The organism is Latilactobacillus parafuchuensis (genome assembly GCF_055271665.1).
Genome location: NZ_CM143875.1, coordinates 681,065 through 698,362 on the forward strand (window position 1 = coordinate 681,065; position 17,298 = coordinate 698,362).

15 protein-coding genes are annotated in these 17,298 nt (G+C 41.3%); 2 read left to right on the plus strand and 13 right to left on the minus strand.

All coding sequences use genetic code 11. The annotated features are described in order from the left end of the window. Positions 1-68 precede the first annotated feature (68 nt). The 7 genes from ACVPPQ_RS03610 to ACVPPQ_RS03640 form a co-directional block, all read right to left on the minus strand. A complete protein-coding gene (locus ACVPPQ_RS03610) occupies positions 69-1,520 on the minus strand; it encodes a glycoside hydrolase family 1 protein (protein ID WP_463495756.1) in 1,452 nt (483 codons plus the stop codon). Positions 1,521-1,792: 272 nt separating this feature from the next. Further along, positions 1,793-2,941 carry an ROK family protein gene (locus ACVPPQ_RS03615; RefSeq protein ID WP_463495758.1) on the minus strand — a complete coding sequence of 383 codons (1,149 nt, stop codon included), beginning with the start codon at positions 2,939-2,941 and terminating at the stop codon, positions 1,793-1,795. A 133-nt stretch (positions 2,942-3,074) separates the two neighbouring features. After that, positions 3,075-5,147 (minus strand): cation:proton antiporter, encoded by a 2,073-nt coding sequence (locus ACVPPQ_RS03620; RefSeq protein ID WP_463495759.1) that lies wholly within the window; start codon positions 5,145-5,147, stop codon positions 3,075-3,077. Between the two features lie 117 nt (positions 5,148-5,264). After that, entirely contained in the window at positions 5,265-7,043 is a 1,779-nt protein-coding gene (locus tag ACVPPQ_RS03625) for an ABC transporter ATP-binding protein (protein ID WP_463495760.1), read from the minus strand. A gap of 12 nt (positions 7,044-7,055) precedes the next feature. Beyond that, positions 7,056-7,589 (minus strand): MarR family winged helix-turn-helix transcriptional regulator, encoded by a 534-nt coding sequence (locus tag ACVPPQ_RS03630; protein WP_463495762.1) that lies wholly within the window; start codon positions 7,587-7,589, stop codon positions 7,056-7,058. 153 nt (positions 7,590-7,742) lie between these two features. Continuing rightward, positions 7,743-8,954 (minus strand): chloride channel protein, encoded by a 1,212-nt coding sequence (locus ACVPPQ_RS03635; protein ID WP_463495763.1) that lies wholly within the window; start codon positions 8,952-8,954, stop codon positions 7,743-7,745. Positions 8,955-8,976: 22 nt separating this feature from the next. Further along, complete coding sequence (locus ACVPPQ_RS03640; protein ID WP_463495765.1) at positions 8,977-10,611, minus strand: FAD-dependent oxidoreductase; 1,635 nt, start codon at positions 10,609-10,611, stop codon at positions 8,977-8,979. Positions 10,612-10,714: 103 nt separating this feature from the next. On the opposite strand from ACVPPQ_RS03640, the gene ACVPPQ_RS03645 reads away from it, so the two are divergent. Beyond that, positions 10,715-11,536 carry a glycosyltransferase family 8 protein gene (locus tag ACVPPQ_RS03645; RefSeq protein WP_463495766.1) on the plus strand — a complete coding sequence of 274 codons (822 nt, stop codon included), beginning with the start codon at positions 10,715-10,717 and terminating at the stop codon, positions 11,534-11,536. A 94-nt stretch (positions 11,537-11,630) separates the two neighbouring features. Further along, positions 11,631-12,269 carry a DUF1361 domain-containing protein gene (locus tag ACVPPQ_RS03650; protein ID WP_463495768.1) on the plus strand — a complete coding sequence of 213 codons (639 nt, stop codon included), beginning with the start codon at positions 11,631-11,633 and terminating at the stop codon, positions 12,267-12,269. A 76-nt stretch (positions 12,270-12,345) separates the two neighbouring features. Here the strand turns inward: ACVPPQ_RS03650 and ACVPPQ_RS03655 are convergent, their stop codons facing one another. From ACVPPQ_RS03655 to ACVPPQ_RS03680, 6 genes are read right to left on the minus strand one after another with little or no spacing between them, the layout of a single operon-like run. After that, positions 12,346-13,524, minus strand: a complete 1,179-nt coding sequence (locus tag ACVPPQ_RS03655) for a MalY/PatB family protein (RefSeq protein ID WP_463495769.1) — start codon at positions 13,522-13,524, stop codon at positions 12,346-12,348. Positions 13,525-13,542: 18 nt separating this feature from the next. Continuing rightward, on the minus strand, positions 13,543-14,574 hold the full coding sequence (locus ACVPPQ_RS03660) for an aminopeptidase P family protein (protein WP_463495771.1): 1,032 nt from the start codon (positions 14,572-14,574) through the stop codon (positions 13,543-13,545). A gap of 32 nt (positions 14,575-14,606) precedes the next feature. Then, entirely contained in the window at positions 14,607-15,248 is a 642-nt protein-coding gene (locus tag ACVPPQ_RS03665) for an RDD family protein (RefSeq protein WP_025083946.1), read from the minus strand. 44 nt (positions 15,249-15,292) lie between these two features. After that, positions 15,293-16,609, minus strand: a complete 1,317-nt coding sequence (locus ACVPPQ_RS03670) for a PTS sugar transporter subunit IIC (RefSeq protein WP_025083947.1) — start codon at positions 16,607-16,609, stop codon at positions 15,293-15,295. Then, positions 16,609-16,959 (minus strand): PTS sugar transporter subunit IIB, encoded by a 351-nt coding sequence (locus ACVPPQ_RS03675; RefSeq protein ID WP_025083948.1) that lies wholly within the window; start codon positions 16,957-16,959, stop codon positions 16,609-16,611. Before ACVPPQ_RS03675 ends, ACVPPQ_RS03670 begins: the two co-directional genes overlap by 1 nt. Positions 16,960-16,961: 2 nt before the next feature. Next, the gene (locus ACVPPQ_RS03680; RefSeq protein WP_463496330.1) at positions 16,962-17,291 is read right to left on the minus strand and encodes a PTS lactose/cellobiose transporter subunit IIA; all 330 of its coding nucleotides are present in this window, start codon (positions 17,289-17,291) and stop codon (positions 16,962-16,964) included. Positions 17,292-17,298: the final 7 nt, after the last annotated feature.

Sequence of the window (17,298 nt, forward strand, 5' to 3'; positions counted from 1 at the left end):
ACATTTTGAAACCAGTTTCCCATTGCTTTCATTATTAAAGAGTCCCTTCTAATCTATCAATCTTTAATTTAAGAATGTTGTTTAATAAATTCCTTATACCAATAAAAACTTTTTTTGGGTATCCGCTTTAAATCCATCTGATTCACATCATCTCGATTAATATAGACGAAACCATATCGTTTCTGATACCCATTTAACCAACTCAATGAATCGGTAAACGACCAAGCACAGTAGCCAATGACATCAACACCATCCATAATTGCTCGTTGCATCTCTGTTAAATGTGCTTGCAAATAATCAATTCGATACTGATCGTTAATCGTGCCATTTTCTAACTCATCTTGCGCACCAAAACCATTTTCAGTGACAAGAATTGGTAATCGATATTTCTCATAAATGCGCCGTAAAGCGATTCTAAAACCCACCGAATCTATTTCCCAATCCCAATCTGTCTTACTAAGATACGGATTCTGAACGCTTGTAAACATTGGTACTTCAAGCGATTGCGCTTGTTCTCCTTGAGATTGCCTTAAATAAGGATCGGTTTTTGAAAATTGTTTCTGTTCACTTGGTCTAATTGGATGTTCAATCGAATTTTGTTGAAACGTCCCACCATGATAATAATTAAGTCCCAAAAAATCGGGCTTTGCTGATGCTAATAAACGTCCATCTGTTGCCGTCACGTCTGGTGCGATATTTAACATTTTTAAGTGGTTCATCACAAAAGCGGGATACGTCCCTCGACAATAAACATCTAACCACCAACTGTTATTAAAATCATCGGCATTATCCGCAGCCAACACATCATCTGGATTAGCGGTTATCGGATATGTTGGTCCATAACCAAAACTAGGACCAATTTTACCGTCAGGCACCAACTCGTGAAATAAATTAATGACTGTCGCGTTGGCTAAATTAATAATATGGTTAGTTGCATACATTCGTTTAACATCTTGAATGTTGGGTGGGTGTGCTGCCCATCGATATCCCATTTGGGTGAAAACATTTTGTTCGTTAAAGGTAACCCAATAAGTGACCCTATCACCAAATTGGTTAAACACAATTTCGCAATACTTCGAAAAATCTTCAATAATTCGTCGTGATTCCCACCCACCATACTTATCTTGTAATGCCTGCGGAAGATCCCAATGGTACAAAGTAATAATGGGTTCAATATGATACTTAATTAATTCGTTAATTAAATGCTCATAAAACATTAGACCACGTAGATTAACAGCTCCATCGCCGTCAGGAATAATCCGTGACCAGGCAATTGAGAAACGATAGGTCTTTAAGCCCATCTCCGCCATTAACCGTACGTCTTCTTGATACCGATGATAATGGTCAACCGCTACGGTGCCATTCGTTCCATGATGTGTTCTACCGGGTATTTCAACAAAATTATCCCAAATCGATGGTCCTTTACAATCCTCATTCCAAGCACCTTCAATCTGATAAGCCGAAGAGGCCGCTCCCCAAAGAAAATGTTTGGGAAACTGCTGTAAATTTTGATAGTACATAATAACGCCCCTCCCTTGCCCAATAAGTCATTATTTATTTTTGTGTTCTTACCAACTTAATAACCCTTCCGGAAGTCGCTGTATCGATGGTCAAAACAATCAAGTATACGAATTAACCAAATATTGATACATATTCTTGATAGTTTTTTTAATAAAAGAACTATCTAAAATGTAATCGTTTTCCTTTGGATAGTCAAGTTTTTTTATTAAATTTTACCCGATTACAAAAAAATAGCCCTTAGACTGATTCTCATCTAAGGGCTATCCTATATTCAATTACTTAGTGGTATATTCCGTTTTCTAAAAACTAATTCACCATCCGGCAGTTTTAAAATTTCACGCGCAATCAAAGCACTCCCACCTAACAATGATCCTTGATTTGGATTGTCCGCTAAAATAATTTCTGTCTTCTTATGGGCGAACGGCTGAATTTGCATTTTAATCATAATCAGTAGTTCCGGTATTCCTTGTAGAATCGCTGAACTCAGTACAATTTCATCTGGATCAAAAGCCAGTACTAAATTTTGTAACGCCATCCCGATACCTAAACAAAACTGGTTTAAAATTGTCATAACTTCAGGTTTCTCACTATCGAAATCTTTGCGAATATCAGCGATATGGACATTGGTTCCTTCAAGAGCATTTAATTGCTCAACCACCGCGTGATCCGAACACAATGTTTCAATCGGAACTGGTTCTTTTAAACCATAGAATAAGGCATGTCCAATCTCACCTGCTTCACTATGGGTTCCCGTATATAAATGACCATCAATAATAATCCCAGCACCAATGCCATCCAATAGACTGACCGCAATTGCGCTTTTAACTGAATTATTGCGTGTGAAATCACGAATATAGACGGCTGCCAAATTGGCCTCATTTTCGAGCACTACTGGCACATTAAATCGGCTTTGTAGTATCTCGGCTAAATTATAGTTAACAAGTTCTGCTAACGTTGACTTAATAATCCGATTATTATGCACAACACCATAAATTGCGACCGAAATACCCAGCAACTTTTGATCAACTAATTTGACCGCCGTAATCGCATCATATAATGCTAATAGATACTGTGATACATCTTCGCCAGAAACGGGATATTCCTCATACGAAATCACGCTGCCATCCAACCAATTAAGCATACAGCTAATCGTCGTCCGGTTAATTTTTGTATTAATCGTATAACCAGCTTGCATATTAAAATTAGTCAGTGCTGGTTTACGACCACCACTCCGAGTACTGCTACCTTGCCCAATATCATAAATAAACCCGGCCTCTTGTAACCCGGTAAAAATACTGTAGACCGTTGACTTAGTTAACCCTAATTCACTAGTGACTGCAGCCCGTGAAGTGGGTGCCTTATTGAATATTTCACGCAAAACATTCAATTCATTAATCTTTCGGATGTTTATTCGATTCATTGTCATTACCTTTCAAAATTTAATCATACATATCCAGTTCCTACTCTAAACGTTCAGTATACGCTTCCAAACACGTTACCGGTAGACAAACCTGTATAATTTGATAAACTTACTGGCACAAATGAATATCATTTTATTCCGCCAATGCCAACTGCTGCGTCTGCAACAATTGCGCCTGGTTAATTTCAGTGTATAACGTGCTCGCAATCGTTTGACTGATGAAACCGTCGTTCAACCCTTTTTGAATGAAGTCATATTCACACTGGAAAGCCCGCATATAAACGGTCCCGTCGACAACCACTGTTTCTTGACGGTATTCGTGTTTAACGTTATCGAAGAAGTGATTGATGACGTTGCGCACCATATAGATGTGGTCGTTATCACTAAATTTCTGTTCCAAGCGGGTTTTTAAAACCCGGTCTAAATATTGATCAACCACGCCGGTAACGTCATCATTTAACGCCAATAATTCTAAACGAACCGTCTGCCATTGTTGGACCTTCTCCGAATATTGCGGATCATCTGCTAATCGACGTTGACGAAACTGGCTTTTTTGCCGTTTCGTAATCACGCCGTGGGCTGTATGCCAAACGACTTCTCGGTAAGCATGTTTCATCGATTTTTTCATACGATGACCTAGCCGCGGTTTCGTAGTATTGGTTAACGAATGTTGCAAAATATTATTATAAACTTTAATCGTCATCGTGCTGTAATGGTCACTGACGTAATCGCCATGAATAAACGTGTCCATGACTTCTTTGGTATCACCCAACACTTGTTGGTAATTAGCCCCGCGAGCAATACGATCTTCTCCCGGATTATTCTGTTTCTGCGACTGCAATTGAGCCGTCACCACTTCACGCGTCGCATGGTCTTCAATCGTACCCCGGATTTGTAGAATCGCGTAATCAACCATCTTATTGCGAATGTGGTTTAAATCATCGAGTGTATAGGCTTCCGTCTTTTCCGGTAATTTCCGCGGTAAGACGAGCGCGCTGACAATCATACTGATTAGAATCACAAACATCGCGACCATAATTAATTCATTGCGATACGGAAAAGTGTGGCCCGCAATCTTGGTTGGCAACGATAACGCCATCGCTAACGTCACCGTCCCGTGGACCCCACTGATGGCAAAAATTTGCGCGTTAAACCGATGATTTTGATCGGCGCGACGACCGAAGAAGGTCACCATCTCAGGATTATCGCCCCGCAAGGCCCAAAAATACCGGATGCCCAACATAATCAAGTAGATTAAAAGACTAATCCCGATTAATTGGACGGTGCCAAGCCAGCCAATCGTCAACGTATTTTGGAAGACCGTTGGCAATGATAGTCCCAATATTAGGAACACGACATCGTTTAACACATCTGTGACAATGTTCCAAATCGTCCGCGAGGTCAATTGTACGTTGGTCGACGTTAAGCGTAAGCGGTTGGCTTCCCAATTATGTTCAATCCCAGTGGCGACAACGGCTAAAATCCCGGAGGTCCCAAAATGTTCCGCCAACAAATAAATCGCAAACGGCGTCAATAAACTAATCGGAATCGTCGTTAATTCCGGATTTTTACCACGCATATTTAAATTGAAGCGTAACATAACGAGTAAGAAGCCACCGGCAATCCCAATTAAGATACCGCCCACCGCAACAAATAGGAAATGGCCAATACCATCGACCACCGAGAAGGTGCCTCGCGATAAAACCGACAGCGCGAGATCTAACATCACCAACCCAGTTGCATCATTAAATAGCGATTCTAACTCTAAGGCCTCACCCACCCCACCAGGCAACTCATTGTTGCCGGTTAGCGACTTCACCGCCACCGCATCGGTTGGCGTGACAATCGCCGCTAAGGCAATCGCCAACGGTAACGTCCACTGCGCTTCAATTTGATGAGCCACTACTCCGACAACCGCTGCCGTCAAAACAGCTAACACCACTGATAATAAGAATATCCCTTGGAACCTCTTCCGAATTTTATTGAACGATTGTTTTTGACCGTCGATAAACATTAACGGTGCAATAATCAACAACATAAAAAACTCGGGTTCTAACTGAAACTGTTTAAAAATCGGGATAAAGGATAGTCCCCAGCCGGTTGCAATCAGAATAAAAGCTTCCGGAATTTGCGGTAAAAATTGTTTCAAAACGTTCGCACCGATGACCCCCACCAATAACAGTGCGACTAAATATAATTCATACATATTATTCTCCCATACCTGATAATTAATCGTATTATCTATTATGCACCAACTTAATTTAGAATTCTACTGACCACCATTAAAAACGAAAAACGGGCCAAACTGCGCCCGTTTTTAAGTCTAATTCATTAAAGTTGGTTTTTGTGTTTGTTTAAATTGGGTTTCAACATATTCCCGATATAGTGGGTGTTTCGCAACTAATTCGGCATGCGTCCCCGCACCGGAAACGTGGCCCTGTTCGATAAAATAAATTTGATCCGCATCCACAATCGTACTGAGTCGATGGGCAATCACCAAGGTGGTCCGACCTTTCATTAAGGTTTCCAAAGCTTTTTGAACCATCGCTTCTGATTCGGAATCCAGACTAGCTGTCGCTTCATCTAACATTAGAATTTGCGGGTCACGCAAGAAAGCCCGCGCAATCGCTAACCGTTGGCGTTGTCCACCCGAAACTTTCACGCCGCGGGTTCCAACTTCGGTTTCAAGACCATCTGGCATTTCCCGGACAAAATCTTCGGCATAGGCTAAAGCCAACACGTGCCACAGTTGCTCGTCCGAATAAGTCGCCGTTAAACCGTACGTTAAATTATCCCGAATTGTACCGGCCATAATCGCTGAATCTTGGCTGACAAACCCAATCTGACGACGCCAATCAGCTAACGCAACGGCGTCAATCGGCGTTTCGCCAATCATGATTTGCCCCGCATCTGGTTGATAATACCGTTCTAATAAACTAAATATTGTCGACTTACCACCACCAGAAGGTCCTGCAAAAGCGACGACCGTATTCGGTTGGGCTTCAAACGATAAATCTTGCAAAATAATTTTGCTATCATCGTAACTGAAATCAACATGGGCCATTTTTAAAGTTTGACCGTCAACGGCGACTGCGGTGCCTTGCGCGAAATCTTCTTCTTTTTCATTCATTAATTCTTGCAGCCGTTCAGTCGAACCACTCGCTTTCGACAACGTGGTCATAAACTGGCCTAACGTCATCGCCGGACCCATCAATTGGAAAAGATACATTAAAAACGAGAGCATCGCCCCAATCGTCATCGTTCCTTGCGCCACTCGTGCGGAGCCATAAGCTAGAATCCCAATGATAATGCCCATCATCACTGCGGTCATAATCGGTCCCGCCACGGAATCATAAATCGCTTCTTTAAGACCGATTTGATAAAGCGTTTGCACCTCATTTTCACCCTGAACGGCAGCTTGGTCTTCGGCATTCGATGATTTAACCAATCGGATTTCACTTAACGTTTCATCCGTTTCACCGTTGAACTTGGCTAACGCATCTTGCCGTAAATGACCAATTTGACGCGACTTCTGCGCAACGGGGAGCAACACGACCATGATCAATGGAATTGAAATCGCCATAATCAACGTCATTTTCCAGTCCATGAACAACATGATGGCTAGTGCACCCACAATTGTTAGAATCGCCGTCACTAATCCGGGAAATGATTGGGATAACAACTGCTTAATCTGCGTCGAATCATTCACTAAGCGCGACGTCATTTCGCCCGACTTGACCTCATCATAATAGCCAACCGGTAAATGTAATAACTTATGCCAAATCGTAGTTCGGAGTTTACGAACGACATCTTCACCGAAGAAACCGAGCAGCGAACCCGAAAGCGCACTAACGATTGCACTCACTATAAACAAGCCCACAATTCCGACCATTAAATAGGGATTCATCCCGTGGCTAAAACTATTGATTAAATTTTTGGCGTAACTCGGGACCGCTAATTGAACGCCAGTGGCCACTAACCCTAATAACAATCCGACGACCAGTTGCCAATATTTAGGTTTTGTTTGTTTAATTAAATTTAAAAAGTCCTTAAAACTAAAACGCCGATTAGTCATCGGTGACGTCATATTCGTTCGATCCATCTTACCCAACTCCTACCAAGGGAATCTTGAACGATTCCAGCTCTTATGATTTTGATGTTGAAAATGCATATTGCGGTCAAATTGATCATCATACATTTTTTGACCGTCAATATTTTTAGTAATCTTCGTTAATAACCGTTGTAATTCCGCGATTTCACTAGCTGATAATCCCGCTAAAATGTCTTCTGAAATGCTATCCGTTTCAGAATTACCAGTCGCAATTACTTGGCGGCCTTTGTTCGTTAAATAAATTAATGAGACCCGCTTATCGGCGGCCGAAGCTTGACGACTCACGTACCCTTCTTCTTCTAACCCTTTGACCTGTAAGCTGACCGAACTAGGCCGAATATCGAGTAACTCAACAATTTCGGCATTCGTCAAACCATCTTGTTCCGATAATAAATTCAAGAGGCGGTATTTACCTTTGGTATTGGCAAAATCATGACTCCGACGTTTACCCAACGTCATCCAAACCGAGGTCATAAAGTAGCGAGATTGCATTAATTTTGCAAATAGCATCATTGTTTCTTGTGTTTCATTAGTCATCTATTAATCGCTTCTTTCTGAATTAGTTAGCTTTAAACTCGTTTAACCTAACGAAAATTAGTTTAACTCGTTAGTTAGTTTTAGTCAACACCAAACTAACTAAAATATAAAATAAAAACACCGTTCGCTATGCGACCAGTGTTTGATACCGATTTAAGCCACTCTCCAGCGTTTAGTAATTAGTTGTGCGCCGAGACAGCTGATGAGAATAAAGGGGAAGAATTGAATTGGGAAAAGGAATAATAAGAGTGTTGCAGTGACCACTGCTTGTTGCAAAATCACAGTCACACTAGCGGCGACGACCACGCCAATGATTAAGCCCGGTGTATACGGCATCAGGTTCGTCAGAACTAAGCCAATCCCGACACTCGCAAAGATGGCCGGGAAAATTTTACCCCCGCGCCAACCAAACGCAAAACAAATGTGGGTTAACCCGACTTTACCGAGCGCAATCGCTAAGATGGCGACTAGACTCAGCTGACTCGCTTGGGTCGTGAAATCGAGTAACGCGTGTTCACCTGAAAATAGGAAATACGGCGATAACATTCCCATAATCCCAATCGCACCACCCGCTAATAGCGCTAGCACAACCGGTTGTTTAATCCGCTGCGCTAACCATTCAGACCATTTTTCAGTCTTTAAGAAGCCATAACCAAATAAGACACCGACAATAAACGCGGGGATTAACATCGCAAAGGCCAACGGTTGCCAATCAACATTCGGGATATGAATCGCAAAGAGTTTTTCTTTCGGAAATAACCGATTCGTGGCACTGAATCCGATAATGCCGATGAGTGTCGTAATCGCGTACAAACCGACCTTTTGCCATTTCACCTTAAACGTTCCTTGGCGTAAACTATCATCTAGTGGCTGACTCAAACCCATGAAAGGCGCTTTGAAAATGGTTGCCAACATCGCCCCGATACTGAGACTGACTAATTCTTCTTTCTTAGCCAACGTCAGTTTCATACGATCGCCCAACCAACTAATTAGACCACCCAGGATACTCGATAACGCCGCTTCGGGTCCGAGACTGGCACCAAAGGCGAGTACAATCACGGCCGTCACGAAATTTTTCCAAACGCGCTGATGATAAGCCACTCGTTGGGTTGCCTTGAACTCACTTAACGTTTCATGCATCGTTTTCGGATAGGCGCCTAACTTGGTTTGCGTCCAGCCCACCAAACAGCCTCCGATTAAACCGACAATCAACGGATAGTAATGCGGTGCGGCAATCGCTGTCGGTAAACTAACCCATATCAAATGGATCAGAAAATTAACGAACGCTAAGAACAGCGCCGAAACGACCCCCACTAATAAACCCATAACCCCACAATAACCAATAAAAATTGCTTTAAATCGCACGTTGATTCCCCGAATCTTTCTATTAATCTTGGGGCTGCATCAATGCATATAACGCATAAGCCCCATCTAAATTTTGTACTTGATAGCCATTTTGTTTCAAAATCCGTTCCGCTAAATAGCTGCGCAAGCCACTGGCACAACTAACAATATAGTGATTACTTTTAGGTAATTCGCTCATGCGTTGCCGTAAATCATCCAATGGTATATTGATAGCCCCCGGAATCGCGCCTTGCTGGTGTTCTGTTGGTTCACGAACATCGACTAGTTGCGCCCCAGCCGCCATCGCGGCCGACAATTCGTGCCATTGTACCGACTGACTATCACCGGCCATCAAGTTTTGCGCCGCATAGCCCGCTAAATTGATAATATCTTTCGCCGAACCAAACGGCGGCGCGTAACTCAATTCTAGTTCAGGTAAATCATCAACCGTTAAACCGGCCTTAATTGCAGTGGCTAAAACGTCAATCCGTTTATCAACACCATCGGGACCGACTGCTTGCGCCCCAAAAAGTTCCCCGGTTTGCGGTTGGAAAAGTAGCTTGAGCCAAATTGTTTCGGCCCCCGGAAAATAACCAGCGTGGCTTTTTCCAGAAAGATGTAATACTTGATACGTCAGCCCCGCTGCCTGTAATTGACTTTCATTTAAGCCGGTACTGCCAGCCGCCATCGCAAAAACACGGACAATTGCGGTGCCGAGACTCCCGCGATTCAACCGATTCTTACCGGCCAAAACATCCGCAACTTGGCGACCTTGGCGATTGGCTGGTGAGGCTAACGAAATCAGCGTGTCCTGATTAGTCGTCGTTTGTTTGACAATAATCGCATCGCCGATCGCATAAATCAACGGATCACTCGTCTGATAATGGTCATTTACGATTAAACCCTTACGCAAGCCGAGTTGCAAGCCTGCCGCGGCGGCCAACTGGGTCGCGGGTTGCACCCCGACCGCCAAAATCGTTAAATCACTGGCCAGCGTTTGACCGTTTGCCAAGACCAACGTCTGCCCAGCCGCTTGAAATTCAGTCACTGCATTTTCCGTTAGAACCGTCACGCCGTGTTGAACGAGTGCTTGTTGCACAAACATCGCCATTTCAATGTCGAATGAGGGTAAAACGTGCGTGCCACGTTCCACAATCGTCACTTGGAGTCCGCGATTAACCAGTGCCTCCGCGATTTCTAAACCAATAAAACCAGCCCCAATCACGACTGCCTTTTGACTCGCTTTAGCCTGCGCGAGAATTTGATCGACATCGGGGACGTTGCGCAACGTGTAAACGTGTTGTGCTGAATCGAGACCCTCAATTGATGGGACTACTGGTTGGGCACCAGTCGATAAAATCAACCGATCGTAATGTTCTTGATAAGTCCCTTGCGCAGTTTTGACCGTCACCGACTGATCAGTTCGATTAATCGCCGTCACTTCACTATTTTGACGAATATCAAGTTTAAACCGTTTAGTGAGTTGCGCCGCCGTCTTGACTAATAAGTCGGAACGTTCGCTAATTTCTCCCGCTAAATAATAGGGTAACCCACAGTTCGCAAATGAGACATAGGGCCCTTTTTCCAATATAATAATCTCAGCTTGTTCATCCAACCGTCGTAACCGTGTGGCCGCTGACATACCGCCCGCAACGCCACCAATAATTAAATACTTCATCATCATCGCCTCCATATAACTGGATAGTAACCGATTTCACGGATTAATGCTAGCCATTTCGTAGTATACTTATAATATTCAATTTAAGACTGGAGTTTTTCGGATGCCACTTAATTTATTATTCTCAATCGACGACCATTTCGTCCCTCAATTTAAGACAACCCTTTTTTCAATCGTCGCCAATACCGCCGCCACTGATTTAGCGGTTTACGTCATTCAAAAAAACCGGCTAGTGGCAAATGACGATATTCACCAATTCTGCGAGCAATTCAATATCGCCTATTATCCGGTGATTATCGGTGAAGACCCGACTTTTAAAGATGCCCCCGTATCTAAACGCTATCCAGAGGCCATCTATTACCGGTTACTGGCCCATAAATACTTACCCCAGGATTTAACTAAAATTCTGTATTTAGACGCGGATATTTTATGTATCAATGATTTACAACCACTCTATAATTTGGACTTAGGCACTGATTTATACGCCGCAGCCAGTCACGCGAGCTTGACCAACGTGCCGGACGTCGTCAACAAAATTCGTCTTGGCACTTACGAAGCGGATGGCTATTTCAATTCTGGCGTGCTCTTGATGAATCTGCCTTTGATTCGCCAAACGGTTTCTGAAAAAGCGATTTTTGACCGATTAGCGATGCCGTTGAATCCCTTATTGTTGCCCGATCAAGATGTCTTAAACGCGTTGTACGGCCACCAAATCCTGACCATTCCAGATGAAGTCTACAATTACGACGTTCGTAAACCCGCGATTTATGAAGCCATCAGTCACGGGACTTGGGACCTTGATTGGCTCGTTCAAAATAACGTCTTTCTTCATTTTTGTGGCAAGGAAAAGCCGTGGCTCCCGAGTGCCAAGAATAAATTCAGCCTACTCTACAAACATTATCAACACCTTGCGGGCCAATCTTAATCACTTTACCATATTTTTAACAAAACTTTACCGTTCAACTCACTAATGACCGGTATACTAGAAGAGATAGACCGATTCTGGAAGGGCTGATTAAATGCGTAAAAATATTATCACGATTCACCTCATCATTTTAGTGTTCTTTGGTCTCATCTTATTATGCCAAAGTCGCTTTACCTTCTTAATTTGGAATCTCATTTTGGCCATCATCCCATTTGATTTAAGTTTGCTCTGTCATCGCCAAGCGCACCTCAAACAACGCTATTTATTCGGAATTGTTTGGTTACTCTTCTTCCCCAACGCCTTATACATGATGACCGATTTCAGCCATCTAGCTTCAATCGGCGTCGGCCTGAGTACCCCGACCCAATTTATTGAATACGCGATTTTAACCGGCGGGGTTTTCTTGGGTGTCGGCTTAGGCATTTTTAGTTTACTGATGATGTATCCTTTGTTCATCCCTAAAAGCCAGTTACTCTCCCGCCAAATTATGAGCTTCAGTCTGTTGAGTATTTGTTCATCAATTGCGATTTATTTAGGCCGTTTTTTACGGATTAATTCTTGGGACGTCTTGGTTAATTTACACCAAACGACCGTTAAAGTTTTGAGTGTCTTCGACCAATCTGAATTCTGGATTTTCATCGGCGCCTTCTCAATTCTCCAACTGATGTTAATGTTAGCCAGTTATCAACTACAAAAGGTATTGATGCAGCACCCAGCCGACCTTAAAAAGTGAAAAATCTAATCATTATAAAACTAAAGAAACCAACCACGTCCTCTAATCTGACGTGATTGGTTTCTTTAGTACATCATCATGCTCTATTTTTTATCGCTCGGACAGCAGCAGCTAATTTATTTAGCCCAATTTCAATCTTACTACGTGGTGCACCTAGATTATAACGTAAATGATTGCTGCCACCATACCCGTAAATCTGGCCATCCATAATAGCGACCCGTTGCTTTTCTACTAATTCCTTCTGTAAATCAGCCATCGATATCCCTAATGATTGGATATCAATCCAGCCCAAGTACGTCGCATTCGGAATTGGATAATCAATATCTAATTCTTTTTTTAGAAATGCTGCCATGTATTTGAAGTTATCGTCAATATAATCATTCAACTGATCTAACCATTCTGCTTGATGATTATAACATTCAATTGTCGCAAGCATTCCTAAGTAAGGTACCGAAGATAACGCATTTTTTTGTTTTAAAGTGAATAAGAACATTTCGCGAACATCTTCATCGGGTAACAATACATATGAACACCCTAATGCAGGAATATTAAAGGCCTTACTAGCTGAAGTTATCACTGCACCCTTCACTGTTAGCTGTTTAAAATATTCAGCTAATGAATGGACTTCTGTATTTTTCCGAACAACATCCATATGAATTTCATCACTGATTATCGCGACTTGATACTGATTACATAAATCGACCATCAATTTCAATTGCACTTTAGACCAGGCAATCCCCAACGGATTTTGCGGATTACACAATAAAAACATTTGCGGTTGTTCTTTTATAAATATTTGTTCTAGCTGCTGCAAATCTACATCTGGCGTAATTTCTAATTGAACTAATTGTCTATCATTTGCAGTTACTGTATTAATAAAAGCATCATAGCAGGGTGAAAACGTGACTATTTTTCCCTTTGGCTGACTAAATTGTTCAATTAATTTAGCCAAGCTAAAAATAACACTAGGGCTATAGACAATTTCCTGTGGATCAATTGTCACTTGATACCGCTGATCAAACCAATTAACAATCGCTCCTTTAAATTCAGGATTATTCCATCTAGTATAACCGAACAAGCCTCTCTTGGCAGTTTGTTCAATGACATCGCTAACCCCTTGTGGTGCCTTGAAATCCATATCCGAAATCGTAAAGGGTAACAGATTAGCTACGCCAAATCGATCTTTTACATAATCCCATTGCGTCGAATAGGTTTCATATCGATTAACGACTGAATCAAAGTCAACTTTCGTCATTCATTAACTTCCTCTCATTTAAATTTGGCGCCATTCTTTTGATGCATGCGTCATAACAACCGGATGCCCATTATCGTCTAGCCAAACATCGTCTTCAATTCGAACACCACCAACTTGTTCCAAGTAAATACCAGGTTCAACCGTAAATGTCATATGTGGTTGCATTTTAACGTCGGTATTTTGATTTAATAATGGATACTCATGAACCGTCAGTCCCAAGCCATGCCCTGTCCCATGTAAAAAATTATCGCCAAAGCCAGCATCAGTAATATAGTCCCTTGCTAATTGATCGATTTCATTAACTGCCCTACCAGCACAGCAAGCCTCAATTGCAATTTTTTGAGCAGCCAAGGTAACGTCGTAAACATGCTTTAATTTATTTGAAACCTCACCCAAACCAATCGTCCGTGTAATATCAGAAAAATAATGTTCATATTCAAATCCAAAATCTAGGATAATCATTTCGTTATTCTGGATTACCTTCTCAGATGCATGTCCATGCGGTAGCGCTGAGCGCTTGCCTGAAGCCACTATCGTTTCAAAAGCGGGTGCAGTAGCGCCGATTTTCATCCCGTATTGATCAATTTCAGCAGCAACTTGCTTTTCAGTCATCCCAGGTTGAATGTATTCAACGATATGATTAAATGTCTGATCAGCAATTTGACCTGCCTTTTGAATTTTTTCTTTTTCGGACGTTACTTTAATCATTCGCTGTTCTTCGATGATATTGTGCATTGCCACTAAGGTACATTTAGTTTGCGCCAATTCAAGATACTCAGAAACTGTCATCTCATCGGCCTCAATGCCAACTGTTTCGAAATTATTTTCCATTATTAAATCAACCAACGTCTTTGTCATCTGCATCTGATTATCAATTACTTCAAAATCAGGTGATTGTATCTTTAGCTGCTCAAAATAACGACCATCCGCAATGATATACTGCTGATTTTGAGTAATCAATAATTGCCCATCAGTCCCCGTAAATTGACTTAAATAGTATCGATTTGCTTTATTATTAATGATGAATGCTTCGATTTTTTCTTGTTTCATTTTCGCTCTTAAAATATTTAATCGTTTGTTCATTAATAAGCCCCTCTATCAACTAACTTCTTCATCGTTTCTGCTGAAACAACTGTCGTTTTGCATACATAATCATGAATCGCTAAGTGTCGTCTTGACCAAAACAGTAATCCAATCGAAACTAGCGTCATTAAATTCCATATAGCCGCAAGATAACCGTCTACATAGAACCGCAAACTAGTTGTTAATAGAATTTTAATGTAAGTCGAAGTTGCGGTTCCAGCACCTTCCACAAACATTAGAATAATAAATTGACGGATAAAATAAGTGCCAAACGTTATTGATTTTTGATCATATCGAATGATTTTTAAGTGCGCTAACCGTTTGCCGACTGTTTGTCCAGGCCATACTTTCCATGGCACAATGACGTAGTAACAAAATCCAAACAGTAAACAGCTTAAACTAACTATTAGTGTGATATATCGACTAAAGCCAGCACTTTCAAACTGATACATACTGGTTAACAACTCGCCACTACCGGTTAACCAAGCAAAACAAACCACGCCTGGTAAGCCACTAATAATCCCCCCTAAGAACCAATCAATGACGTTCGATAATATCCGCTTGCTATCAACATTAGTTTCTATTGTGTCTTGCGACTTAGTTTCAAATTTTTTCGACTGTAATCCCTTATGTTTGGCCACTGCGATTCACACCTTTCAACCTAACGTTAATAGCAACCTTCAATTTAGAAATCTAAATCAAGATCATCGAGCATCGCTTCGTCTGCTTTAGAAATGACGGATGCCTTTTCTTTTTCGCTTTGAAGTTCACGTCGTTCATACATTTTAAAGAATGGATACCAAATTAATACAGAAACCACTAGTTGCAACCCATTCACAATCAGACTACGCCAATCAAAAGTTGCTAAGTAGCCTTCAAAGAAAACGCCTACATATGGCGGTGTGAAAACTGACATCTTTAGCCAACCAAAATTCATTGCCCACGCTCCAAATGAAGAAACGATTGGTCCAATAATCACAAATGGAATGAATAATAATGGATTTAAGACCACCGGTGCGCCGAATAAAATAGGTTCATTAATCCCAAATAATGCGGGAATTAAAGCAATCCGACCAATCTTTTTTTGAGCGGCAGCCTTCGAGAACATACACCAGAATACTAGCCCAAAAGTAACACCAGTCCCGGTTAAATTACCAAAAGCTGAATCCATCCCCGGTGTAAAGAAATGAGTCATTGCAACACCAGATTTATAATTAGCGATGTTCTCCGCAATAAACTGGGTTGAAATTGGACTCGTGATTGGACTGAGTACTGCTGGATGAATACCAAAAAAGAAGAGTAAACATTGCAACATTTTGAGGAAGGTATATGCAAAAGGATTATCCATTGAACCGATTAATGGTGCCAATAGATTGGTAAAGATCATCGGTGGAATTGTATGTAAAACATCTACACAAATGACCCGAATAACAACAAACGTACCGACAACAATAATTGAAATTGGCAACATTTCAAAAGACTTTGATACAAAATCCGGAACCGTCTCCGGCATTTTAATAGTAAAGTTACGCTTCTTACACCAACTAAAAAGTTCCACCGCTAAAATAGCCCCGAACATTGAAACAAATAGACCTTTCGTTCCAAAATAAGTTGTATCAATTGCACCATCTTTCGTAAAATCAACGGCTAAAATTAAGAAACCCATTACTGCCATTGTGACACAACCTGGTACGTCTAATTTATGTGATTGTGCCAAATGAAACCCAATAATTGCGGCAACATACAGTGCCATCATGCCCATTCCGACCGTGTACGGAATACTAATGACGCTTGAATACTGTGTAATCCATTGTGATATTGGATTATTCTTACCAATCATATTCGGAATGGCATCCGGAATTAAGGCAAAACTACCAATAATTAAAATTGGTGTCATCGCAACCATTGATTTCTTAATTGCACTTAGATAGATGTTACGATCCATCTTGTTAGCTAGTGGAATAAAATATTTCGACATAAACGCTTCAAATTTATCAAACATTAGTTACCCTCCATTTCGCGATTCTTAATTTCTTGCTTTCGTTTAGCGATTAAAGCCTCCTTAATCACCGTTGCCCCATCCATAGAACCATAAGTTTCCTTATCAATGATGACATATGGGATATTATTCGGTTCCGTTACTGATTTAACAAAATCACTTTTATAAGATACTTGCGGTCCTAATAGCACTACATCAGTCCCTTCAATTTCAGCCGGTAATTGTTCAACCGGAATCGCCATCAGCGTAAAATCATCCAAATTCAATTTCTGACTATTCTTAATCACACTCTTCATACTATCCATCATCATGGTTGTTGATAATCCGGCTACACAAGCTAATACTATTTTCATTTTTAAAACTCCTTTCTGTCGCGTGCTTCAAAGATATTAATCATTTCTTCAATCAAATCGCGTGATAACTGGGCCGTCATATAATGATCTTGCGCATGCACCATTAACAAACTAATCTCCGTTTTATCCTGTTCCGGATCCAATTCCTGCTGGATAATGGCAGTTTGAATATTATGCGCTTCAACATCTAAGCTTTGCGCTTCTTTTAATAATTCATGTGCGACTTCATATTCCTGCGTACGTACTTTCTGTAATGCTTCAAAAGCCTTAGCCCGACTCTCTCCTGCTGAAGAAATAAGTCCCATAATTTGTTTTTCTGCTTCATTCATAATTCAATTT

Coding starts and splice junctions, on each gene's coding strand:
- ACVPPQ_RS03620 (WP_463495759.1), bottom strand. CDS start 5,147: ATGTATGAATTATATTTAGTCGCACTGTTATTGGTGGGGGTCATCGGT.
- ACVPPQ_RS03640 (WP_463495765.1), bottom strand. CDS start 10,611: ATGAAGTATTTAATTATTGGTGGCGTTGCGGGCGGTATGTCAGCGGCC.
- ACVPPQ_RS03625 (WP_463495760.1), bottom strand. CDS start 7,043: ATGGATCGAACGAATATGACGTCACCGATGACTAATCGGCGTTTTAGT.
- ACVPPQ_RS03670 (WP_025083947.1), bottom strand. CDS start 16,609: ATGTTTGATAAATTTGAAGCGTTTATGTCGAAATATTTTATTCCACTA.
- ACVPPQ_RS03675 (WP_025083948.1), bottom strand. CDS start 16,959: ATGAAAATAGTATTAGCTTGTGTAGCCGGATTATCAACAACCATGATG.
- ACVPPQ_RS03655 (WP_463495769.1), bottom strand. CDS start 13,524: ATGACGAAAGTTGACTTTGATTCAGTCGTTAATCGATATGAAACCTAT.
- ACVPPQ_RS03660 (WP_463495771.1), bottom strand. CDS start 14,574: ATGAAACAAGAAAAAATCGAAGCATTCATCATTAATAATAAAGCAAAT.
- ACVPPQ_RS03615 (WP_463495758.1), bottom strand. CDS start 2,941: ATGAATCGAATAAACATCCGAAAGATTAATGAATTGAATGTTTTGCGT.
- ACVPPQ_RS03645 (WP_463495766.1), top strand. CDS start 10,715: ATGCCACTTAATTTATTATTCTCAATCGACGACCATTTCGTCCCTCAA.
- ACVPPQ_RS03650 (WP_463495768.1), top strand. CDS start 11,631: ATGCGTAAAAATATTATCACGATTCACCTCATCATTTTAGTGTTCTTT.
- ACVPPQ_RS03610 (WP_463495756.1), bottom strand. CDS start 1,520: ATGTACTATCAAAATTTACAGCAGTTTCCCAAACATTTTCTTTGGGGA.
- ACVPPQ_RS03630 (WP_463495762.1), bottom strand. CDS start 7,589: ATGACTAATGAAACACAAGAAACAATGATGCTATTTGCAAAATTAATG.